This window comes from Streptomyces sp. 142MFCol3.1 (assembly GCF_000424945.1).
GTDB classification, from domain to species: Bacteria; Actinomycetota; Actinomycetes; order Streptomycetales; family Streptomycetaceae; genus Streptomyces; species Streptomyces siamensis.
In genome coordinates this window covers 158494-181106 of record NZ_AUKV01000009.1, presented here as the reverse complement: position 1 = coordinate 181106, position 22613 = coordinate 158494, and the positions used below count along the sequence as shown (strand labels likewise).

At 69.2% G+C, this 22613-nt stretch carries 19 protein-coding genes; 9 read left to right on the top strand and 10 right to left on the bottom strand.

The features are described from left to right. Nucleotides 1-170: 170 nt before the first annotated feature. The 4 genes from H305_RS0115155 to H305_RS0115140 form a co-directional block, all read right to left on the bottom strand. Nucleotides 171-1175, bottom strand: coding sequence for a MerR family transcriptional regulator (locus H305_RS0115155; RefSeq protein ID WP_028801126.1), 1005 nt, complete (start codon nt 1173-1175; stop codon nt 171-173). Further along, a complete protein-coding gene (locus H305_RS0115150) occupies nt 1162-1845 on the bottom strand; it encodes a HEAT repeat domain-containing protein (protein ID WP_037763968.1) in 684 nt (227 codons plus the stop codon). Before H305_RS0115150 ends, H305_RS0115155 begins: the two co-directional genes overlap by 14 nt. A gap of 186 nt (nt 1846-2031) precedes the next feature. Continuing rightward, nucleotides 2032-2556 (bottom strand): hypothetical protein, encoded by a 525-nt coding sequence (locus tag H305_RS0115145; RefSeq protein ID WP_037763966.1) that lies wholly within the window; start codon nt 2554-2556, stop codon nt 2032-2034. 411 nt (nt 2557-2967) lie between these two features. After that, on the bottom strand, nt 2968-3900 hold the full coding sequence (locus H305_RS0115140; RefSeq protein WP_028801123.1) for a hypothetical protein: 933 nt from the start codon (nt 3898-3900) through the stop codon (nt 2968-2970). Nucleotides 3901-4564: 664 nt separating this feature from the next. Here H305_RS0115140 and H305_RS0115135 point away from each other — a divergent pair. The 4 genes from H305_RS0115135 to gap all read left to right on the top strand — a co-directional run bounded on the left by H305_RS0115135 (nt 4565) and on the right by gap (nt 11007). Further along, nucleotides 4565-4888, top strand: a complete 324-nt coding sequence (locus H305_RS0115135) for a hypothetical protein (RefSeq protein WP_028801122.1) — start codon at nt 4565-4567, stop codon at nt 4886-4888. A 399-nt stretch (nt 4889-5287) separates the two neighbouring features. Further along, nucleotides 5288-8296, top strand: coding sequence for a family 16 glycoside hydrolase (locus H305_RS0115130; protein WP_028801121.1), 3009 nt, complete (start codon nt 5288-5290; stop codon nt 8294-8296). A 647-nt stretch (nt 8297-8943) separates the two neighbouring features. Further along, nucleotides 8944-9900 (top strand): GlxA family transcriptional regulator, encoded by a 957-nt coding sequence (locus H305_RS0115120; RefSeq protein WP_028801120.1) that lies wholly within the window; start codon nt 8944-8946, stop codon nt 9898-9900. Nucleotides 9901-10008: 108 nt separating this feature from the next. Then, on the top strand, nt 10009-11007 hold the full coding sequence (gap, locus tag H305_RS0115115) for a type I glyceraldehyde-3-phosphate dehydrogenase (RefSeq protein ID WP_028801119.1): 999 nt from the start codon (nt 10009-10011) through the stop codon (nt 11005-11007). Nucleotides 11008-11053: 46 nt separating this feature from the next. Here gap and H305_RS52400 read toward each other — a convergent pair whose 3' ends face one another. The 3 genes from H305_RS52400 to H305_RS45970 form a co-directional block, all read right to left on the bottom strand. Continuing rightward, nucleotides 11054-11809 carry a hypothetical protein gene (locus H305_RS52400; RefSeq protein ID WP_158690534.1) on the bottom strand — a complete coding sequence of 252 codons (756 nt, stop codon included), beginning with the start codon at nt 11807-11809 and terminating at the stop codon, nt 11054-11056. A gap of 161 nt (nt 11810-11970) precedes the next feature. Next, nucleotides 11971-12708, bottom strand: a complete 738-nt coding sequence (locus tag H305_RS0115105; RefSeq protein WP_028801118.1) for a hypothetical protein — start codon at nt 12706-12708, stop codon at nt 11971-11973. A gap of 514 nt (nt 12709-13222) precedes the next feature. Then, complete coding sequence (locus H305_RS45970) at nt 13223-14284, bottom strand: saccharopine dehydrogenase family protein (protein ID WP_037763963.1); 1062 nt, start codon at nt 14282-14284, stop codon at nt 13223-13225. Between the two features lie 102 nt (nt 14285-14386). On the opposite strand from H305_RS45970, the gene H305_RS0115095 reads away from it, so the two are divergent. Beyond that, nucleotides 14387-15322 carry a helix-turn-helix domain-containing protein gene (locus H305_RS0115095; protein WP_028801117.1) on the top strand — a complete coding sequence of 312 codons (936 nt, stop codon included), beginning with the start codon at nt 14387-14389 and terminating at the stop codon, nt 15320-15322. Nucleotides 15323-15898: 576 nt separating this feature from the next. Here H305_RS0115095 and H305_RS0115090 read toward each other — a convergent pair. Beyond that, complete coding sequence (locus H305_RS0115090; RefSeq protein ID WP_028801116.1) at nt 15899-16273, bottom strand: VOC family protein; 375 nt, start codon at nt 16271-16273, stop codon at nt 15899-15901. A 665-nt stretch (nt 16274-16938) separates the two neighbouring features. On the opposite strand from H305_RS0115090, the gene H305_RS0115085 reads away from it, so the two are divergent. From H305_RS0115085 to H305_RS0115075, 3 genes are all read left to right on the top strand, one after another. After that, nucleotides 16939-17340 (top strand): YciI family protein, encoded by a 402-nt coding sequence (locus H305_RS0115085; RefSeq protein ID WP_028801115.1) that lies wholly within the window; start codon nt 16939-16941, stop codon nt 17338-17340. Then, nucleotides 17337-18587 carry an RNA polymerase sigma factor gene (locus tag H305_RS0115080; protein WP_028801114.1) on the top strand — a complete coding sequence of 417 codons (1251 nt, stop codon included), beginning with the start codon at nt 17337-17339 and terminating at the stop codon, nt 18585-18587. The genes H305_RS0115085 and H305_RS0115080 overlap by 4 nt, the downstream gene beginning before the upstream one ends. A gap of 198 nt (nt 18588-18785) precedes the next feature. Continuing rightward, nucleotides 18786-19724 carry an ADP-ribosylglycohydrolase family protein gene (locus H305_RS0115075; protein ID WP_028801113.1) on the top strand — a complete coding sequence of 313 codons (939 nt, stop codon included), beginning with the start codon at nt 18786-18788 and terminating at the stop codon, nt 19722-19724. A gap of 422 nt (nt 19725-20146) precedes the next feature. On the opposite strand, the gene H305_RS53405 is transcribed toward H305_RS0115075, so the two are convergent. After that, on the bottom strand, nt 20147-20287 hold the full coding sequence (locus H305_RS53405; RefSeq protein WP_158690533.1) for a hypothetical protein: 141 nt from the start codon (nt 20285-20287) through the stop codon (nt 20147-20149). After that, on the bottom strand, nt 20277-20903 hold the full coding sequence (locus H305_RS45965) for a GNAT family N-acetyltransferase (RefSeq protein ID WP_078629069.1): 627 nt from the start codon (nt 20901-20903) through the stop codon (nt 20277-20279). Before H305_RS45965 ends, H305_RS53405 begins: the two co-directional genes overlap by 11 nt. Nucleotides 20904-21305: 402 nt before the next feature. On the opposite strand from H305_RS45965, the gene H305_RS0115060 reads away from it, so the two are divergent. Next, nucleotides 21306-22526, top strand: coding sequence for a GNAT family N-acetyltransferase (locus H305_RS0115060; RefSeq protein ID WP_028801112.1), 1221 nt, complete (start codon nt 21306-21308; stop codon nt 22524-22526). Nucleotides 22527-22613: the final 87 nt, after the last annotated feature.

Sequence of the window (22613 nt, the reverse complement as noted above, 5' to 3'; positions counted from 1 at the left end):
CCCGTCGCTCCCGTTGGGCCCTTCACGATCTTCAGTGAGGGTGGCTCGATGGGCGCCGGTGGGTGCGACTACGTGACCGGGTACGACGGGGACGTCGAGGCGGCTTCGGCGACTTTGCAGGCCGACGTGTTTCAGAACGAGTACGGCGACGGTGCGACAGAAGAGATCCGTCACCGTGCCTCACGCAGCTGAAGAAGGTACGCCGCGGTCAGCGCGACGGCCCGGTCCTCGTCGTGCGACAGCTCCACGAGGGCACGTGACGCGGTGGTCCCCGGGATGTCCGCCAGCGCCTGGGTCAGCCGTCCCCGTGCGGGGGCCTCGGTGGTGTCGGCGGCGAGGCGGTCGACGAGCCCGGTCGCGATCTGATCCGCCGTCACGGTGTCGCTCGCCAGGGCGCTCAGCGCGTCGGCCGCATCGGTGTCGTTCCTTCCCTCCACGATCATGTCGATGAGCGTCGGGACCACATCGGCCACACCTCGTGTCCCGAGCGCCAGAGCCGCACAACCGCGGACCGCGACGTCGGGGTTCGCGAGGGCGTCACGCAGCCGCGCGGTGGCTTCGGTACCGGGCATCTCGGCGAGGGATCGAACGGCGCGTTCCCGCACTGCGGCGACCGGTGAGCCCAGGCCCTCCGCGAGCAGTTCCGTGCCGCCCTCGCCCGATCGCGCCAGGGCCCATCGAAGGGCTCCGGCGACGTTCGGCTCCGTCTCGCTCAGCGCCGCCTCGGCCAGCGCCTCCACCGGCACCGGAACCTCGTCGACCGAGGAAAGAGCCGCGCGCTGGCGCGTGTCGGGGCTCTTCGACTCAAGTGCCTGGAGAAGCGCGACGACCTGGAGGACGTCCTGCCAGCCGGCGGGTTCCGCGGCGTCGATCCGGCGGAGCCGCGTGAGCAGTTCGTTCTCGGCCGCGAGGCGTTCACGTGTCTGACGGATGAGGTCGTCGACGAGCGCCGAGGGTGCGAAGCCGGGATCGTCGAGCGCACGCCCGATGTCACGCAGCGACAGCCCCAGCGACCGCAGGCTCTCGATGTGGAAGATCCGCCGGATGTCCTCACCGGAGTACTCCCGATAGCCGGAGCCCGTACGACCAGAGGGCCGCACCAGGCCGAGCGACTCGTAATGCCGGAGCATCCGGGCACTGACCCCGGACCGCCGCGCCACCTCACCGATCAACACTTCCCCATCGTCCCTCCTGGTCGAAGCCGCCGAGGGCCAGGATGCGTCTCGCCTCCTCGATCGCGAACTCGAATCCGGCATCCGGGTCGCGCAGCAGCCGCTCCGTGGCGAGCCCGTGCGCACGCACGCCGGGGTCAGGGGCCGTCGTCGCGGAACGCAGAGCCGGCAGAACGACGTCACCCAGGGCGACCAGCGCCCGGCTGAGGCTCAGCTGTGTCTCCCGTTCACCGCGCCCCAGCTGCGTCGCCAGCACCGTGGCCAGGGCGGACTCCTCGCCCTGCGGCACGAGTACGACTGCGGCCCGCCAGGCGCTCCGCGCCACCTCGTCGTCGACGTCGGTCAGGAGCGCCGGTGTGATCGACGGCCACGCCAGCCGGTCCCCGATCTTGGACAGCGTATGCAACGCCTGGCTCCGCGCCTGCGTACGCTCCGAGCGGACTTCGCGCAACAGACCGGGGAGCGTGACGGACACCGGATGCCGGGTGAGGGCCCAGGTCAGCATGTCGCGGACGAAGAACTCCGGCTCGATCGCGCATCGCTCGATGAGCTTGTCGACGAAGCGCGGGTCAGGCGTTGTACCGGCCTCCAGAGCCGCTCGCAGTCGTACGGACGACCGGCCGTCCTCCAGCGCCTGGAGCGCTCGTCTCGCATCCGTGTCCTGTCTCGTCATGGCCGTCGGGACCACCTCCTTGGCGAGCAGTGAAGGCCTTGTCACCGTGTCAAGGTCAAACGGGACCGGCCCGCTTCGCGATCACCGGTCACCTGCGCTGTGTACCGGGCGTCTTCATTCGGCACGGTGCATCGCGAAGACGCCGGTCACGAGGCCGGCGCGCGGCGCGCCGCCCGGACGGAAGGTTCAGGCGGCGCGGTAGAGCGCGACTGGATCGGCGGGCGCCGCGTCGCGCGCCAAAGTGGCATGCACGAGACGCGCCCCGCGGTCGCCGGCTGCGACCTGCGAGCGGCTCCGCGCGAAGACGACGAGGCGCAGCACCGCGAACCGCGCGACACCGGCGAGCGCGGAGGCCGACAAGTAGACGACCTGCTCAAGCACGGCGCCCGGTTGCACCACGAGGTGCTGCAGGACGAATATCGCCACGCAGGTCACCGCGTACGCGGCTGCCGCGGACCCGGCGGACTGCGCGTGCTGGCGCCGGGTTGCGCTTACGCCCGCACCGAAGGTGAAGCGGGCGTGCAGCTCGGTGGCGAGGAGCGTGGAGACCACGGTGATCAGGGCATTGGCCAGGCCCCAGGGAATCCAGCACGCGAGGGCCGCCACAGCGAAGCTGGAGGCGATACCCACTCCACCGCCGCAGACCACGAAGCGTGCGAAGGCGGTGACGGTGCCGGGTTCCCCCGGCTGCCGTCTCTGCACTGTGTCCATGGTCCGCCCCCTTTGATCGCCCACCCCGCGAAACGCGCGCTTCGCGGGCTACGAGGCCTCGAACGCGGGTTTCCGGCGAAGGAAACGCTACGTTGCATTCACGCCTTCAGCAATCTATTAATCGAGCAGAGTCGACATAATCGCAGGCAGAAGAAGAATAATCGTTGCGATGACTTGACTTTAACGCAACGAGCGGACCTTGATTCCATTGCAATGAATTGAGGGTGAACGCTATAGCGAAAGGTCGCCCGGCCTACGAGCACACGCCCGCCCTGGAAGCCACGACCGAGGCGGGCCCGACGCAGCACCAGGTCGTCGAGTACGTGGCGGGGCCGACGACGGACCCCTTGAGCAGCCGTATCGCCTCGCAGCAATTGCGCGCTCACCCACCACCTAGGGATCCGCCAAGACTCAGCCACAGAACCAGTCCTGACCGAACGTCACCTCGCCTGCGATGCGACGCCACTGAGCCTGCCCGCCGGGCAGAGGCCAGGCCCACGTGAGCTGCGCCGCCGCATCCAGGTCGTGGAGGCGGCGGACGAGTTGCGCGCCGGCGATGGCGGCACCGTCCGGGACGGCCGGGCCGTGGACGGCGCGGAGTTCGGCGAAGCGGGCCAGTTCGCGCTCGTACAAGCCGACGGCGTCATCGACGCGTACGGCGAGGTCATTACGCGGCACCGATCGGTGCAGGTGCAGCAGCGGAGGCTCCACGGACTCGGCGATCGCCGCGGCGAGCCGTGCGTGACCGTCCAGGATCAAGTGGCAGTCCAAGCCACTGACCCACCACAACAGGACGGGTGGGAGGACCCCTTCACGGGCCTGCTTGCGGTACGCCTTCACCCGACTGCCGCCCGGATCGGGCATCGGCCGCAGCGGAAGGACCTCCCACGAGCCCGAGTGGACGAACCAGTCGATGTATCCGTCCGGATGGCCCTCCACGAGCATCGAGCTCCAGTACTCGGCATGCGAAGCGTCAGTGTGATGCCGCCGCCGGAGCGCGCTCTGGGCCGAGAGCAGCCATCGATCCTCGTGCAACGGGCTGCCCGACGAGTCGATGAGGTACTGCGCGAAGCGGTGAGCCCACCGTTCCGCACTGCCCGCCAGGGCACGCGCCACGTCGGCGCGCAGCGGCGGAATGCACGAGCGGTACTCCTCGGTGCGCCAGAACTCCACGCCCTGGAATTGCTCGTCGACCTCGGCGAGCAGCACGGGGCGCGACTGCTGGGAGATCAGCAGTCGGGGCCCGGCACTGAGCACGCACAGTCCTGGCCGGCGGCGGTCCTGAATGTCCAGGGACAGACCCGCCCATGTGCCGTCGTCCCCTGTGACATTGCTGCGCCGCATGTCGAGAGCGAAGACGGCCGGCGGAGGGGGACGCGGCGCACCGGGCCCGCGATGGTGAAAGGTACCGGGGCGGGGCGCGGGCCGTTTCGATCTTGCGCAAGGTTTCCCGGGAAACCCCGCCGCGACCGCCACCTCCACCAGGCCTCGGCCTCCGCACGTTCGACGCAGGAGCGAGCCCCAACCCGTTCGCCGCACACCCGTTCCCGTCTCCAGGCCGCACAAGGAGCCCGCACCACGACCGTGATGCTGATACCGGTATAAGAATTGGGTCGACGTGCTTCGAGGAGTCACTGCCGCAACCGGCCCAGGTGGAGACGCGCTTGGTGCGATACGACGTTGCCTGATGAGTGCGCTGTGCCCTCAGGCCGGATCGGCCCGGACACGGCTGCTGCCGTACCCCCGATGTTGCGATCCCTGCGCGTCGGGTGGTTCACCGGCCGAGCCTGGAGTGAATGTCAGGTCCATCATGCCTGTTCGGCGGGTGTTTCGGTAGGACGGATAGCACGTCCGTTCGGGCTTGTCGCAGGTGTTGGTCCGCCCGCAGACTCGTCGTCATCCACATTCCGGCGTCCGTGCCGGCAACCGTCCGCGGCTGCCGGTGCGTTCGCCGTGCTGTCTCGTCGTGCGACGGGCGCGTCGGGGGCACGGGAACAGAGGGGGATCGTTGGATCAGGACATGGTCGTGCTGGCGAGGGTCAAGCTGCTCAGCGCCAACCGACGGGTGGTACGCGGCGCGGAGGGGCTGTGGGTGTACCGCCTTCTCACACAGGTCGAGCCGGAGGTGTACGGATCGAAGTTGGCGTACGTCCTGGTGGAGGCCAGCACCTCGCCCCTGGTGCGGGACCTGCCGGAGCAACGGCTGGCCCTGCTGGATGAGGCGGTGACGGTGGCGACGGCCCTCAGCGCGGCGAACCCCTACAGGGCGAAGATGCTGGCGCGGGCACTGGCTGCCCGGCAGCGGGAGTTGGAGAGCCGTCCGGCGACGTAACGGGCCGTCAGCGGCTCCGGGTGGCCGGGGTTCTTCCCACGTCTGGTCCAGCGACAGCTGGGCCAGACGTGTTCCCGCCTCTCCCTGTCCGGCAGCGCTCCACTGGCGGCGCTCACCGCACCGATGGCTGTCGGGCCGGTCGGGAACCCCGTGCACTCAAGCCAGTTGAGAGGTTTGGCGAAGCCCCCTCCCCTGTTGCTGCTGCGGCGCACATCACGGCTTCCGCCGGCCAGCGGTGAACTTTGAACTCACTGATGACAAAGTATGGACGCGCTCCACGAAAGGCCCCTACCGTATCGACACAACCGCACCAGTACCGCCCTCTCTGCGCGCCGCCCGCGTGGAGGGAAAGCTCGACCGGAGTGCGACCCGCCGGCCTCCGGTCCGACTGGAGGTCCGATGCATCGACGGTTGTTCTCACGTGCCCGAAGACGGCTCGCTCCGCTGCTTCTGGGCAGCTTCCTTGTCGGAGGTGTGTGGGCAGCGCCTTCGACCGCCGCAGCCGGCGCCGACATCCCGCCCCAGGAACCGGGAGTGACCCTGCGGGTCTTCGACACCCAGGTTCCGCTCAGCAAGTTGTGCACGCTCAAGCCGGGCCAGACACCCAACGTCGACAAGCTGATGCCGACCGTGGACTGGTCGACAACCGGTGACTTCGGCGGCTTCGCCGACAACTTCATGGCCGAGGCCTCCGGCTACCTGGTCGTGCCCGGCGACGGAACGTACGACTTCCGCCTCACCAGCGATGACGGCTCACGGCTGACCGTCGACGACCGGACAGTCATCGAGCACGACGGACTCCACGCGGCCGAACCAAAGGACGGATCCGTCCAACTCGGTGCCGGATCCCACCCCTTCCGCATCGACTACTTCGAAGCCGGCGGCGAGCAGCGCCTGGCGCTCGCTTGGAAGCCGCCGGGCGCAGACGGCTTCACCACCGTGCCGAGCGAGGCGCTGAGCACCGACAGCGGAGTCGTCCGGGTCACCGCTCCCGGCCGCAAGGAGTGCGAATCGGGGGCGGACAGCCCCGGCGACGGCCTGCCCCTGACCGAGGTACGACCCGACCTCGACCTCACCGACCTGCGCCCGGACGGCTTCGACCCTCAGGTCACCGGCATGGACTGGCTGCCCGACGGCCGCCTGGCGATCTCCACCTGGGGTGGTTCCCAGACCACGGCGGGCGAGGTGTACCTCCTGGACCACGTCACCGGAAAGACGAGTCGCGACAAGGTGACCGTGCAGCAGGTGGCGAGCGGACTGCGTGAACCGATGGGCATCAAGTACGTCGACGGTTCGCTGTACGTGTCACAGAAGCACGAGCTGACCCAGCTGGTCGACAGCAACGGGGACTTCGTCGCCGACGAGTACCGCACGATCGCCACATGGCCCTACGGCGGCAACTTCCACGAGTTCGCCTTCGGCCTGCTCTACCGTGACGGCTACTTCTACGTGAACCTCTCCGTCGCCATCAATTACGGCGGGGCGACCACGACTCCGCAGCCGGCCCCGGGCCGTGGCACCACGTACAGGATCAACAAGAAGACAGGGGACATCCACCCGGTCGCAGGCGGCCTGCGCACCCCGAACGGCATCGGCTGGGGTCCCGGTGGCGACATCTTCACCACCGACAACCAAGGCGGCTGGCTCCCCGCCTCGAAGCTCGTCCACATCAAGCAGGACCGCTTCTTCAACCACTACACCGAGCCCCAGGGCCCCTTCGACGACCGCTCCGTCACCCAGCCGGTGCTGTGGCTGCCGCAGAACGAGATCGCCAACTCCCCCAGCACACCGCTCTACCTGGCCAAGGGCCGGTACGCCGGGCAAATGCTCTTCGGTGACGTCACCTACGGCGGGCTCCAACGCGCCTACCTGGAAAAGGTGAAGGGGCAGTACCAGGGCGCCGTGTTCCGCTACACGCAAGGACTCGAAGCCGGCGTCAACCGCATCACCATGGGCCCCGACGGAGCCATCTACGCGGGCGGGCTCGGCGCCGACGGCAACTGGGGTCAGGAAGGGAAACTGAAGTTCGGCCTGCAGAAACTGACGCCCAACGGCGGCAACACGTTCGACATCAAGGAAATGCGCGCCGTGAACGGCGGCTTCGACCTGGAGTACACCCAAGCGCTGTCACAGGCCACCGCGGAGAAACTGGCCTCCCGCTACCAGGCCGAGCAGTGGCGCTACACCCCCACGTCGGACTACGGAGGGCCGAAGATCGCAGAGGAGCGGCTCGGCGTCCGCTCGGCAACACTCGCCGACGACGGACGCACGGTCCATCTGCAGATCGACGGCCTCAAGCCCGGCCGCGTCGTGCACGTCCGCTCCCCACGCCCGTTCGCATCCGTCTCCGGTGAGGCCCTGTGGAGCACGGAGGCCTGGTACACCCTCAATGCCCTGCCGGGAAAGCAACCGCCACCCGCCACACTGTATGAAGCCGAGGAGGCGCGGCTGACCGGGACGGCGGGCATCAACACCGACCACACCGGCTACTCCGGCAGCGGCTTCGTCGATCGCTACAACACCGAGGGCAAGGGCGCCACGACCTTCGACGTCACCGTGCCCGAGGCCGGCGAGTACGACGTGAACCTGCGCTACTCCAACGGGCCCAACCCCTACCAGGGCACCAAGTCACTCTCGTTGTACGCCAATGGGCAGAAGCTGAGGCAGACGAAGCTCGCCTCGACCGGCACCTGGGACGCCTGGTCGACGCAGACCGAGCGGATCGATCTCCGCAAGGGGAAGAACACCATCGCGTACCGCTTCGACTCCGGCGACGCCGGCCACGTGAATCTGGACCTGATCACCGTGCGCCCGCACGGCACCCGGATCACCCTCTTCGACGGCTCCACCGGCTCGCAGAGCCAGTGGCAGCACACCAACGGGCGGGCCGTGCAATGGCCGCTGACCGACGAGCAGTCCATGGAGGTGTGCTGCGGCGACATCCGCACCAAGGACGCCTACCAGGACTTCAAGCTGCACGTGGAGTTCCGCGTCCCGCTCCTGCCGGACGACGTGACCGGCCAGGACCGGGGCAACAGCGGCGTCTACCTCCAGGACCGCTACGAACTGCAGATCCTCGACTCCTACGGTGACACGACACTCGACACGAACGAAGCCGGAGCGATCTATCTGAAGAAGGCGCCGGACGTCAACGCGGCAACGGCCCCGCAAACGTGGCAGACCTACGACATCACCTTCCACGCGGCACGATTCGATGCCGACGGCACCAAGACCGCTGACGCTCGCGTGACCGTCGTCTGGAACGGCAAGAAGGTCCACGACGACGTCACGATCAACGGTCCGACCGGCGGAGGCGCGTCGGAGGGACTGTCAGCCGGAGCCGTCCGCCTCCAGGACCACGGCAACAAGGTGCGCTACCGCAACATCTGGATCGAACCGCTGAGCTGACGTCGAGCGTCGAGGGAACGACGAGAAGCGACTGACGCGCCTACGACCCTGTAGGCGCGTCAGTCGCACACAGGCCGCACCCGGCCTCCCGCGTGCCAGTCGGTCTTCCCGCGTCCTTCTTGAAGCCGTTCGACGACAGCTCCTTGACCTCGGCCGGGAAATTGACTGCCGTCCCGGAGACCAGGACGTCGACCGGGCCCCACTACGAGCTCACCGCCTCGAGCACTTCCGAGTCCGATCCCGTGTCCCGCACGTCGGCCACGAAGCCGCGTACCGGAGTCCCCTGCGCGCCGAGCTGCTTCACGGCCGCGCCGACGTTGGACCGCTTCCGGCCGACCAACGCAACCGCGGCACCCCTCGCGGCGAACGCTGCTCCAGGACGTCCGGCCCGGCGACGACCAGTGCATCACAAGTACGCCGGCCACGTGTGGTGGTCGATGGCGCCGGAGCCGGCTTGATCCGCTGTCTTCCCATGCTCCCACCCCCGCATTGGCCCAGTTCCCGCTGCGGCGACACCGTTTCCTGGGAAGACCTGCCGGCTCGCATCAAGCCGACGAGTTGGCGGTGGCAGATGAGGGGGCACGGGTTTTCGTGGGCCCGGCCATGGTCGGCGGGCATCTGATGCGTGACCTCGTACCCTGTTCACCGTGTCCTCCTCCCGCCTGCGTCGCGTCGCCGTTCTGGTTCTCGCGGGTGCGAAGCCGCTTGATGTCGGCATCCCCGCTCAGGTGTTCACGACCCGGGCGAGCATGCCGTACGAGGTGCGGGTGTGCGGTGCGGCACCCGGCCTGGTGACGGGCGGCGACGGCCTGGCCTACCACGTCGCCCACGGTCTCGACGCGCTGGCGTGGGCCGACATCGTCTTCATCCCCGGCTATCGGTTCCCGGACCGCGACGACCCGCCTCAGGCCGTCGTGGATGCGCTCATCTCCGCGCACGAGCGAGGTGCACGGCTCGCCGCCATCTCGACCGGCGCCTTCGCGCTCGCCGCGACAGGCCTGCTCGACGGCAAGCGCGCCACGACGCACTGGCACTACACGCATGCGCTCGCCCAGAAGCATCCGCTGATCCGGATCGACGAGAACGTCCTGTTCGTCGACGAGGGCAGTGTGCTGACATCGGCCGGCGCCGCCTCGGGCATCGACCTGTGTCTGCACATCCTGCGCGGCGACCTCGGGGTGGCCGCGTCGAACCACGCGGCCCGGCGCCTGGTCGCGGCCCCCTACCGCAGCGGCGGCCAGGCGCAGTACGTGCCGCGCAGCGTGCCCGAGCCGCTCGGTGAACGTTTCGCCGCCACCCGCGAATGGGCCCTGCACCGACTCGACGAACCACTCAGCCTCGAATCCCTCGCCCAGCACGCGGCGGTCTCACCGCGCACGTTCTCGCGCCGCTTCGCCGAAGACACCGGGTACACGCCGATGCAGTGGGTCATGCGCGCCCGCATCGACCTGGCCCGCGAACTGCTCGAGCGTTCGAAGCGCAGCATCGAGCAGATCGCCAACGACGTCGGTCTGGGCACCGGCGCGAATCTGCGGTTGCACTTCCAGCGCATCCTCGGCACCACACCGAGCGAGTACCGGCGCACCTTCACCCGAGGCGAGTAGCCCAGCCGTCCCGCGCTTGGCGCGATCCTTACGAACCATGGCGCTCTCGCCACGGCCACGGACGGATCGCGCACGCGAGGCTGGTGGGGAACCGAAGGGACACCCCACATGACTCGCATCGCCATCAACGGATTCGGCCGCATCGGACGCAACGTGCTGCGCGCCCTGCTGGAACGCGACAGCAGCCTCGAGATCGTCGCCGTCAACGACCTCACCGAGCCCGCCACCCTCGCGCGGCTCCTCGCCTACGACTCCACCGCGGGACGGCTCGGCCGGCCGGTGACCGTCGACGGGAACACCCTGGTCGTCGACGGCCGGCGCATCACGGTGCTCGCCGAGCGGGATCCGGCCCAGCTGCCGTGGGCCGAGCTCGGCGTCGACATCGTGCTGGAGGCGACCGGCCGCTTCACGTCGGCCAAGGCGGCCCGCGCCCACCTGGACGCGGGAGCGAGCAAGGTGCTCGTCAGTGCCCCGTCGGACGGCGCCGACGTGACGCTCGCGTACGGGGTCAACACGGACGCGTACGACCCGGCCGTGCACACGATCGTCTCGAACGCCTCCTGCACGACCAACGCGCTCGCGCCGCTGGCCGCGGTGCTCGACGACCTCGCCGGCATCGAGCACGGCTTCATGACCACGGTGCACGCCTACACGCAGGAGCAGAACCTGCAGGACGGCCCGCACCGCGACGCCCGCCGCGCCCGTGCCGCCGCCGTCAACATCGTGCCGACCACGACGGGCGCCGCCAAGGCGATCGGCCTCGTACTGCCCGGACTCGACGGCAAGCTGTCGGGCGACTCGATCCGTGTGCCGGTGCCGGTCGGCTCGATCGTGGAGCTCAACACCACGGTCGCCCGCGATGTGACCCGCGACGACGTGCTGGCCGCCTACCGCACCGCCGCGCAGGGCCCGCTGGCCGGCGTCCTGGAGTACTCCGACGACGCCCTCGTGTCCTCCGACATCGTCGGCAACCCCGCCTCGTCGATCTTCGACGCGCCCCTCACCCGAGTCGAGGGCCGACACGTCAAGGTCGTCGCTTGGTACGACAACGAGTGGGGCTTCTCGAACCGCGTCATCGACACCCTGGAACTCCTCGCCACACGCTGAACGGTCCACGAAAGCGTGAGCTGAACCACGTGCGGGCGTGACCCGCTCAAGGAGACCTGGCCCGCTCCTTGTCCGGCGGTCCGTGGCGGCCGGCCCCGAGCGTGGCGAGCGATGACACCCCAGCCGAACATCGCCGCCGGGTGCGCCACAGCCCATACCTTTCAGGCGTCGGCCCGGCGCAGCCGCTCGGCTGCTTCTTCGGCCGGCCGAGCGGCTGCACGGCCGTTCGGCCGCCGTGGCCGATCACCTCGGGCAGGGCGGCGCGCCGCAGCCGAGTGCGCACGCGGCGCGCCGTCTCGTCCGGCCGGCCGGGCCCGGGGCGATCGTTGAGGTCCACGTCCGTGTCGTCCGGACACGGCCAGGGCCGCGGATCGGCATGGTCCCAGCCGTTCCACGATGGCGCGGGAGGCAGCGGCGGCACGTCCGCAGCTGACGGCGCTGCCGTCACCAGGCGGGCCAGCGCAGCCGCGAACAGTTCGGGCGCGTCCGGACGCGGCGGCAGCACGGTGCCGTCGGGGACCAGTGCCTCGGCCGTGCCGACCAGACCCCTCAACGGCCCCCGGCCACCAGGAGGCTCCGGCCCCACCAGCGGCTGCGGACACGGGAAGCCGGCTTGGTGCGTGCCGCGTTGCGCCTCCAGGCGGCCGGCCATTCGTTGCTCGAACGGCCTTGCATTGACAACGACTTCGCGGCCGTCCGCCGGCCGCAGTCCCACGACCGTGGACGGGTGAGCGCGTTCGAAGAGAGTCTCTACGGGCGGCGAGCCCAGCCACTTGGCACACCTCGTGGGCCATTCGCCCACCGCAAGATCTCCCTGTCCTCGGCATCACCGCACCTCGCCACAGGAGCGGTCGCCTGATCAGCGTTGCGCACGGCCTCGATCTTCGCGACTCGGACGGTCATCCGGGCAGGTGCGCGGCGCGGCTGCGCAGGGCAGGCTCCAACCAGGGAGTCCCTGTCTGCCTATTGCGATCGCATGAGGTCCAGGTCCTCGCCCCATGCATCCAGTACGTCGCCATGTCCGGCTTCTCGGGCCGCCGCCTCGGCAAGGGCGAAAAGGCGCCGCTGCACAGATACGTCGCCTGTTGCCGAGATCCGGTCCAGGTCGCGGAGCAACACGTCGGTGTCCCAGCCCGGAAGCGGGTTTCGGGCAAGCTCCCATGCCAGGTATTTGTTGTAGGGGCGGGGGCGACGGTCGAGAGCGAAGAGCAGTTCGAGCAGGAACCGAATGCTGTCGGCGGCGTCGAGGAGAGCGGCGAGAGCCTGGCCGTCCCGGTGGTTCTTGACGGAGCGGTAGAGCGAGTTGGCGTAGGCGTCGAGCCAGCCGCGAGCGTCCTGGAATGCCTCGTCGGCTCCCAGACGTGCCTTGTCGGCAAGGATCCGGGCGATGCCTCCGTCGAGCCGGTCGAGCACGATCCGGGCGCGGGCGAGGGCGTAGCGCTCGAAGCCGGGCATCCCGGCCGCACGGAACTCGGTGAGAGAGACGACGACGAGGTCCAGCTCGGGGGTGCGGTGGCCCGCGAACCGGGCGAGGTCGGTCGTGGCGTCATCGGCGACAACTACGTAAAGATCGTGATCGGAGTGCCGGGTGATCATGCCGTCGTGAGCCCGGGAACCTTTGAGGACGAGCCCGACGACGGATGAATCTGCGGTGGCTAGTTCGACGAGCGCGTCGTAAGTGAGAGGCTGCTGAGCAGTCATGGTGTGGATCTCCACTGCGGTGACGACAGGATTACCTGCTGAGGCCGCCCCTTGCACGAGAGGCGCCCTGTACTGTCTGCGGCCGCGCGCGGCCGCCGCCCGGAAGATCAACGCACATACGGACTCTACTGCCCGGGCGGCCGGTGCGGCAGGGCGTTCGGGGAGACGTCGGCATGCCGACTGCCCGTTGGCCAAGGCCACTCACGAGGGCTACGACCGGCACATCCATGAGGCCGCGAGTCCCCTGACGGAGTTATGAACGAAGGGGCGGTGGCATCAGTGCCTCATCGGCTGCCGGACGGCTGGTCTCACGTGCTGCTCTGCGGCCACTGGTGCAGCGGCGCACGGCCATTTCGCCGTGCGTGTCGCCAGCCACCGATCCCGAAGCCGCGAGGAACTCATCTGCAGCCTTTCGCCGATGGCATGGCGGAGATGTCGGGGCGCGGCACCGAGGCCGGTGATCGGTGCGAGTCCGGCTCCTGTCATCGCCAAGCCCCCGGTGTGCGTGGTGTGTTCAGGGGCGGGATGGGACGCCGTCGGCTGCCCGCTGTGCAGGCAGTTGCACGCTGATGTGCGGGGCCAGCGCCTTGAGGAAGCCGACCGCATCGAAGATCTCACCCGCGGACGCAACCCCGACGGCTCGGGTCCGGCCGCTGAGGACTCGGTCGACGGCTTCACCGACGAGCGGTGCGGTGACCGCGTAGATGTCTTGCCCGGTGGCTACGGCGCGGCGTTCGACACCGCCGGCGCGTACGACGGCGTCGACGACGAACGTCTGGTCGGAGCGGCCGCTCGCGTCGACCGCCGTCGGCGCCGGCGTTTCGGGGTTCGACAGGTCACGGGCGGCCTCAGTCGTCATGTAGGTGCACACCTCGGCGATGTCGAGGTGGCTGGGCACGGTGATGACTTCGGCCATCGTGAACTCGCCGATGACCGGGCGCGGGCCCATCGGTTCGGGGAAGGGCCACTCCAGGATGGGCTGGGCGTCGTCGCGGTACTCCAGGCGTCCCTGCGAGTAGCGCACGCGCCGGCCGTCGCGCCGCTCGTGCGACACGGCGCCCGAGGCACGCGTACCGGCGGTGGGGTGCCAACTGTTGAGCCCGAAGGCGACATGTGCCTCGTCCGCCGTGGCCCAGTCCCCCATGACGGCGGTGACGAGCAGGTCACCGAGGCCGCCGTAGAAGGCCATGGCGGGGACGATCACCGTCCGTGCGGCGCGTGCACGGCCTGCGAAGTGGGCGAACGTGTCACGGTTGGCCTCCACCTCGGCGGCGACGTCGATGTACGGAATCGAGGCACGCAGGGCGGCCTCGATCACCGGGCCGGCGGTCGAGGCGAAGGGGCCGGCGCAGTTGACGACAGCGGCAGTGCCCTCGAGCGCACGGTCGAGCGAGTCCGAATCGTCGATGGACGCCGCCCGCATCTCCAGCCCCGTCTCGACGGCGTACTTCTCCAGCTTGACCCTGTCACGGCCGGAGAGGACCGGGACGAACCCGCGCTCACGCAGCTCCGCCACGACGAACCGCCCGGTGTGCCCGTACGCACCGAACACCGCGACCTTGCGCACCGTTCCCATAACCCGTCTCCTCGCTCCCGGACCGATCAACTGCACTCATCCTCGCCAGCCGGCAACCCGGAAACCAGTGTCCGGAACGACCTGCACCATACAATTCCGGACATGGCCACTGTCGCGATCGCCGTCACCGACGGAATGCTCCATTTCGAACTGTCCCTCGCGTACGAGGTCTTCGGCCCGCCCGCGGACGCTGTGAAGGTCCCCTGGTACGAGGTCGCCGTGTGCGGACCCGAGGGCGTACGGATCGGCAACTTCCGCCTCTCACCGGATCACGGGCTGGATCGCCTGCGGCACGCCGACACCGTCATCGTCCCGGGCTGGTCCGACATCGACGTCGACCCACCCACCGAACTGGTCGATGCCGTACGGGAGGCCCATGAAGCCGGCGCGCGCGTGGCGTCGTTGTGCACGGGCGCGTTCGTGCTCGCAGCCGCCGGTCTGCTCGACGGGAGGCGCGCGACGACGCACTGGGCACACACGCGGGAACTGGCTGCCCGCTACCCGAATGTGGACGTCGACCCCGACGTCCTGTACCTGGACAACGGCAGCGTCCTCACCTCCGCGGGCAAGGCAGCCGCCATGGATCTGTGCCTGCACATCGTCCGCCTCGACCATGGCTCGTCCGTGGCCAACGCCGTGGCCCGGCGCCTGGTCGTCCCGCCGCACCGGGACGGCGGGCAGTCCCAGTACGTCACCACCCCCGTGCCCTCTCCCGCGAACCACCCGCTCGCCGATCTCTTCCCCTGGGTCCTGGCCCGCCTGGACCGGCCTCTGACCGTCGAGGACCTTGCCCGCCAGGCACGCATGAGCTCCCGCCATCTGGGCCGCCACTTCAAGTCGGTCACCGGCACCACCCCGCTCCAGTGGCTGCTGACCCAGCGGCTCCGCCGCGCACAGGAACTGCTGGAGATCAGTGACGACGGCATCGACACCATCGCGGAAGCGACAGGCATGGGCACCGCCACGACCCTGCGCCGCCACTTCAACCGCACCGTGGGCGTCCCGCCGGACACGTATCGCCGCACCTTCCGCGCATAAGCACGCACGACGTGGGGCTCTCCCCGCAACGCCGGACCGACGCGACGGCCATACGGCCTGCCCGCCCTGACGGGAGGCGTCAACCCGGGCGCGTATTCATCGGTCCCAGCACTGCATGGCGTGAAGCGGACAGAAGTGGTGGGCACAGGGATCGGTCACGACTGAGCGAGAGTTGTCTTCAGGCCTGACCGGAAGGCCGTCAGCCGCGTCCTGGACGGACAGGAGTGGGACTTCGACGACAGGTGGCGGCTGCCGGGCACGGGGCCATGGAGACCGACCGACGAGCGGACCGGCTGGAACGACGGCCGGCACGTCCAACTGTCGCTCACCTCACGCACCGCGGTCGCACCTCGCAAACCGGAGCCGGGCAGGCCACTGAGCCGCTACCGAGCCGCGAAGAAATATCCCGGACCTACACCTGGACATTCGAGCTGCGACGCAGTGACAGCAAGGCACTTGAGATCTACTTCCTCTTCGGTGACCCCGACTCCCGCAGCACATAGACTCTGCGTAGGGTGAAGCCCTGACACCGCGCCCCACTCCCGCGCCTCAGCGACCGCGATCAGCCCGGCGTACTCAGTGGAGGCACAGGCAGAACGGATGACCGGCCGGATCCGCGTAGACCCGCCAGTTCGCATCCGGGCGGAGCTGATCCGTCCGCTCCAGCACGGTCGCTCCGAGGGCGAGGGCCCGTTCTTCCTCCCCGTCGAGGTCGTCCACATCGAAGTCCAGATGGAGCTGCTGCGGGCGCTGCTGGCCGGGCCATTCGGGCGGCCGGTATCCGTCCACCCGCTGGCAGGCCAACGGGGTCCCCTCGAACCCGTGCACCTCGACCCAGTCGGGATCCTTGGGGTCCGCAACCACCCGGCCGCCCAGCAGACTCGCGTAGAACTCCGCGAGCCGTACTGGATCGGCGCAGTCCAGCGCGACCGCCTGCAGCTTACGAATCACTTCCGACACCCCTCACTCGTCGGCCATTCAATACGAGGCCATGCACAGGAGCGGACGTACCCACCGCGGCGGCGGGCATGCGCGGCGGTACGCCCGACGCCAGACGGCCGATGACCTCGTGCTTGAACCGTCCCTCAAGAGCACAGGCTGGAGCCGGTGAATCGAAGACGCTGCAGCGCACCGGCGTCTGCGGATCAGTGGTGAAGTGATTGCGCAGCCATGGCATCACAGGCATGGAGAGGGGGCGGCGGTGCGACCACACTGGCCCGGACGGCAGCCGATCACGCTGCTGCCTCTCCATACCGACCCCGGTCACCGCCTCGACCACACAGATGAAATCGACCACACAGATGAAGTGGAGGCGGTACCGCCTCCACTTCATCGAGGGTCTCATCGCCAGGACCGGGCTCTCAAACTGCCGTGGGCTGGGTCGTCGAGGGTCTCCAGAGCCCACGGCCCTCGGCGCCTGGATGAGCGTCCCGATGGGGCACAGTGACACCCTGCGCAGACCTCAGGATGCGCCCGGCGACCGGGCCTGCTCTTCGCCCCCCATCACATGGTGAACTTGCCTCATTTCCCTTCCACGCGATGTAGAGAATCTCTTGGCGGCTCCGTTCATGGGGCGAGTGCGCCACACTGGGCGCGCCGAAGATCAAGGAGTTCACGTGCCGAAGTTCCTGTTGTTGGTCAATCACGAGGGCGGAGTGTTCGAGGAGCCCATGGACGAATGGGCTCCCGACGACATCACGGCCCACTTCGACTACTACGAGGCGTTGACCAAGGAGCTCGTCGCGAGCGGTGAGATGGTGCAGTTCACCGGGCTGGCCGACCCGCGTCTCGCCAGGATCGTGCGCTCGGACGGGGCTGCGGCCCCGGTGGTGACCGACGGCCCGTTCCCGGAGTCCAAGGAGGTTCTGGCCGGGTTCAATGTCATCGACGTGGCCTCCGAGGCCCGCGCCGTGGAGATCGCCGCCAGGATCTCGGCCGTGCCCGGCCCCGGCGGGGTTCCGACCCGACAGCCGGTCGAGGTACGCCAGGTGATGAACGACACCGCCTTCGACCTGTGACCGACCGCCTGGATGTCGAGGACCTGCTGCGCGCGCTGGCGCCGCAGGTCCTCGGCCTGCTCGCGCGACGGCTGGGCGACTTCGACGCATGTGAGGACGCGGTCCAGGAAGCCCTGATCGCAGCCGCCGGGCACTGGCCTGCCCGCGGGGTGCCGGAGAATCCGCGCGGCTGGCTGTTGCAGACCGCCGCGCGCCGCTACACCGACCAGATGCGCAGCGACACAGCGCGACGACGGCGCGAGGAACGTGTGGCAAGGGAGCCGGCCCAGTCCGAGGCCCCGGCCGCCGACGACAGCCTCGCGCTGTTGTTCATGTGCTGCCATCCGGCGCTCACGCCTGCCTCGGCGACGGCTCTGACACTGCGGGCCGTCGGCGGCCTGACGACCGCCCAGATCGCAGCCGCCTACCTGGTGCCCGAGGCGACGATGGCACAGCGCATCAGCCGGGCCAAGCAACGCCTGAAGGCGTCATCGGTGCATTTCGAGGTGCCCGCGCCGGGTACGCCGGACTGGCCTGGCCGGCTCCGCTCCGTACTGCACGTGCTGTATCTGCTGTTCAACGAGGGCTACACCACGTCCAAGGGCCCGACGCTGCACCGAACGGACCTGTCCGGTGAGGCCATCCGGTTGACCCGGCAGGCGCACCGGATCCTGCCGGCCGAGGGTGAGGTGGCCGGGCTGCTGGCCCTGATGCTTCTGACCGAGGCGCGCCGACCGGCACGCACCGGCCCGCACGGCGAGCTGATCCCCTTGGCCGAACAGGACCGCTCGCGTTGGGACCGCCGGCTGATCCAGGAGGGGTCCGCGCTGCTCATCGGCACGTTCGGCGACCAGGGACGGCCCGGCGAGTACCGGTTGCAGGCCGCCGTCGCAGCCGTCCACAACCACGCTGTTCGGGCTCAGGACACTGACTGGCCGCAGATCCACGGACTGTACGAGTTGCTCGAACACATGACAGGGAGCCCGCTCGTCACTCTCAATCGCGCGGTCGCCCTGGCCATGGTCGACGGCCCGAGGGCCGGCTTGGCACTGCTCGACCGACTCACCACCGACGACCGCGGCCCACTCACCGGCCATCATCGGGTGCACGCGGTACGAGCACACCTGCTGGAGATGGCGGGAGAGTCGACGTCGGCAGTGGATCAGTACCGCCTGGCCGCAGCCCTCACCACCAACGCCCCCGAGCAGCGCTACCTCACGACCAAGGCAGCGCAGTTGCACCAGCGTTCGCGGCCACACCCCGACTGAACGATCGATCTGCTCGAACAGGTCGGGGTCGTCTGCCCTGTACTCTCCTCGCGCGCAAAGGCGCCGGGACGCACAACGGCGCCGGCCGTTCAGCGACGGCTCCCTGTCCTGGTCATCGAGGCCGGGGGCGGCACAGGCCTCGACCACGGACCCTGAAATGGCGGGTGCACCGTCGTGTCAGGCGGATAGCCTGCGCCGATGGAACGTATGGAGAGAGCCGTTGCGACGGTCGTCGGGTCAGCTGTGGGCGACGCTCTCGGAGCTCCCTTCGAGTTCGGCCCGCCGGGTGCGTTCGCTGCCCGGTTCCCAGCGCCAGGGCGCGGTGGCGAGATGTGCGGAGGCGGCGGTTGGGAGCCGGGCGAGGCCACGGACGACACGCAGATGGCCGTCCTTGTCGCCGAGTCGCTACTGCAGCGGGGCGGGCCCGACCTGCCGGACATGTTCGCTCGCTTCCAGCAGTGGGCGGCAGGCGAACCCAAGGACATCGGCCTGCAGACCGAGGACGTACTGACCAACGGCATGCCCTGGGACCTCGCCGCCGCACTTCACTTCCAAGTCAACCGACGGGCAGCCGGCAACGGCTCGTTGATGAGGGCATCGACATCCGCGGTCTACTTCGCACGGGCCGGCCAGTCGGCCACGATGGATGCCGCGCGGCGCATCGCCGCACTCACCCACGGCGATCGCGCGGCCTGGGAAGGCTCCGCCATATTCCACGAACTCATTCGCCTCAGCCTGACCGGCGTCGATCCCCTCCGCGCCCTTCCTGACGTTCTGGACCTCGTCGATGCCGGCCACCGCCAGCGATACGCCACGGTTCTTGCCACTGACTGGCATCCCGACCAGGCGACCGAGTTCAACGGCGCGGTCTGGCCCTGTCTGGGGTCGGCGGTCTGGGCTCTGCGCAGTACGACCGGCTTCGAGGATGCCCTTCGGGCGGCGATCGACATCGGCGGTGACACCGACACCGTCGCCGCGGTCACTGGAGGTCTCGCGGGCGCCTACTACGGATGGGAAGCGATCCCTGCCCGCTGGACCGAGTCCTTGCATGTCCCCCTGCCGGGGTTCGGCGGACGGGTGCTGCGGGTGGCCGACCTGGCCGAGCTCGCGCGTCGCCTCGATGCTGGCCTCGACTGACCCGGTCAGCGCCAGGGCCACGCCACCAGCATCCTTTGTCCCTACGACGCCGTCAGACGACTCCGTCAGCATTCATGCTCGACCGACTCCTCGCTTTGGTCGCGCGCCTTGTTGATGGCGGCTTGAAGTTGCGGCCATGTCGGATCTGTTGCGGCGGCGGTCGTCACTGCTGGCAGATCGTCGGATGCCCAGGTGCGGGTCCGTCCATGACGACGAGGTGTGAGTCCAGGTCGCCCCTCGTCGGGAATCTCGGACGTGGACTCCGAGAACGCGGCAGGCCGAGGCCGCCACCCGGGCCGGCGAACTGCGCGACCAGATCGACCACCTGAACGCTGACCTGTCCGAGACCGCACGACCCGCAAGGTCGTCGCGGAACTCGCCCCGACAGGGACCGAACCCGAGCCGCCCGAGTTGACCACCGCCTACCAGGTCATCGTGAACGTCTTCGACACCACCCCGATCAGGTGTTCCGGGTTCGTGATCTGCACGAACTCCTCGGCATGCGCACCGACGACCCGGCCGTGAACGTCGCCCGCAGCCGCCTCGGACGCCTCACCCGTCAAGGCTTCCCGGCTCCACCCGGACGCGGTCTCTCCCAAAAACGGACTTGCCGTCGCACTTCGCAGGCTGGGACGGCCGCCACTCCCGCCTGATCAACCCGAACACCCACGAGTCGGACACCTCGCCGTTCACCACGCAGTCTTCCCGCAGTGTCCCTTCACGCACGAATCCGATCTTCTCCAGAACCCGGGCAGATGCCACGTTGCGCGTGTCGGTCTCGGCCTGAACTCGATTCAGGTCCAGTGTGTCGAATGCCCACTGCAGCAAGGCGTGTGCGGCCTCCGTCGCATAGCCGTGGCCCCACATCGCCTCGTCGAGGACATAGCCCAACGACGCGCTGCGGTAGTCCGGGTTCCATCCGGTCAGACCGCACCAGCCGACGAAGGCCCCGTCACTAGCACGGTCGATGGCCACCCGCGCCCCGGTGCCTTCGTCCGCCATCTGCCGGCACATCGCGATGAAGCGCTCGGCGCGAGCCCGTTCGTTCCACGGCGGGGAGTCCCAGTAGCGCATCACGTAGGTGCTGCTGTGCAGCGCGAAGAGGGGGTCCGCGTCGGCGTCGGTGAAGGCGCGCAGCCGCAGGCGAGCGGTGTGCAGCACGGGGGTGGCCAAAGTCATGCGGACCATCTTGTGTCCTCACGGGGCGGGCAGAAAACCGAATATCCGATCCCGGTCCGGCCCTCACGACCAAGGCATCCCTTGCCAGCAGACCGTGTATGCGACGACCCGGACACGAACGTCACCCGCAGCCACCTCTGACGCCAAGGCTTCCTCACCCGACCCGGACCAGGCCACTACTGGAAGCGAACTTGACGGCCTCTCAGGGGATCACCTCTACCGATCTGCCGAGCACGGCGAATGCACACGCCCTCGGGGGCCAAGTCGTCCGGGACCGGGCTGCGTTGTGTCCAGCCGTGCCGACTCGACCGAAATTCGCTTGACCGTGCCACCGGTCGACGCTGCAGAGTGGCGAGACACCACGAGTCATGGTGCTGGTATCCCGGGGAGGCAGCAGCAGCGATGGAGATACGTCCTACGACCGACCAGGACCGCGACGTCTTCGTCGACACACTCCACGCTGCGTTCGGGCGCTTCCCGGAAACCCCGACCGAGGGTGGCGGGGTGTGGTGGTCGGCGCTGGAGATGGACCGGAACCTGTTCGCCGTCACGGCGGACGGGCGGCCCGTCGGCACCGCCGGCGCATACTCCTTCGAGCTCACCCTCCCCGGTGAGATCCTCGTCCCGGCCGCCGGGGTGACCGCCGTCGGCGTCCTGCCCTCGCATCGACGCCAGGGCGTGCTCAGCGCGATGATGCGACATCAGCTCACCGAGCTGCGGGTCCGAGGCGAGTTCCTCTCTGTACTGCTGGCTTCCGAGGCCCTGATCTACCGCAGGTTCGGCTATGGACCGGCGACCTACACGGGGCGGTTGACGGTGCCGCGCCATCAGGGCGCCCTCGCCCTCCCCCGGGCGCGCGGATCGGCCGACGCCCCAGCGACCGGCTCGGTCGATCTGCTGCGGCGTGCCGAGTGCGGCGAGATCCTGGAAGAGATCTACGACCGGTACCGTCGCGCACAGCCCGGCGCGCTGTCCCGGCCGCACCGCTGGTGGACCTCGGGTGCGGGGCAGCCCCCGGTCTCTCCGGCGCCGCGCTACGTCGCTGTCCACCGGGACGCCGACGGCGTCCCGGACGGGTACGCCAGCTACTCCATCGGCGAGCCCGACACCCTGACGGTCGACGAGACCATCGCCGTCGACGACGCCGCTTCCACGGCCCTGGCCCGGTTCGTCCTCGGACACGACCTGGTCGCCCAGGTCGTGTTCAAGCACGTCCCATCCGAGCACCCGCTGCGCTGGCAGCTGGCGGACTTCCGTGCAGGCCAGGTGAGCAACGACACCGACTGGCTCTGGGTGCGGCTGCTGGACGTCCCGCGTGCCCTGACCGCACGCGGATGGTTCACGGACGGCGAGCTCGTCCTCGACGTCGACGACCCGTTCCTCGGCGAGCGCGTCCGGTACCTGCTGACCGTCCGGGACGGCAAGGCGGACTGCGTCCCGACGGGCCGGGAGCCCGACCTCTCTCTGGACGTGAGCGATCTGGGCTCGATCTACCTCGGCGGCACCACCCCGAGCACGCTCGTGCGTGCCGGACACGTCCAGGCCCACCGCCCGGGCGCGGCTTCCCGCGCCGACGCGCTCTTCCGTGCCGACCGCCCGCCCCACTGCCTGCACTGGTTCTGACCCCGGAGCAGTGGGAGCCGGCGGCGATCTGACACGCAGCGAGGGGGGACCGGGAGTGGTGGTGGTCCGCCATGGGCCACCACCACT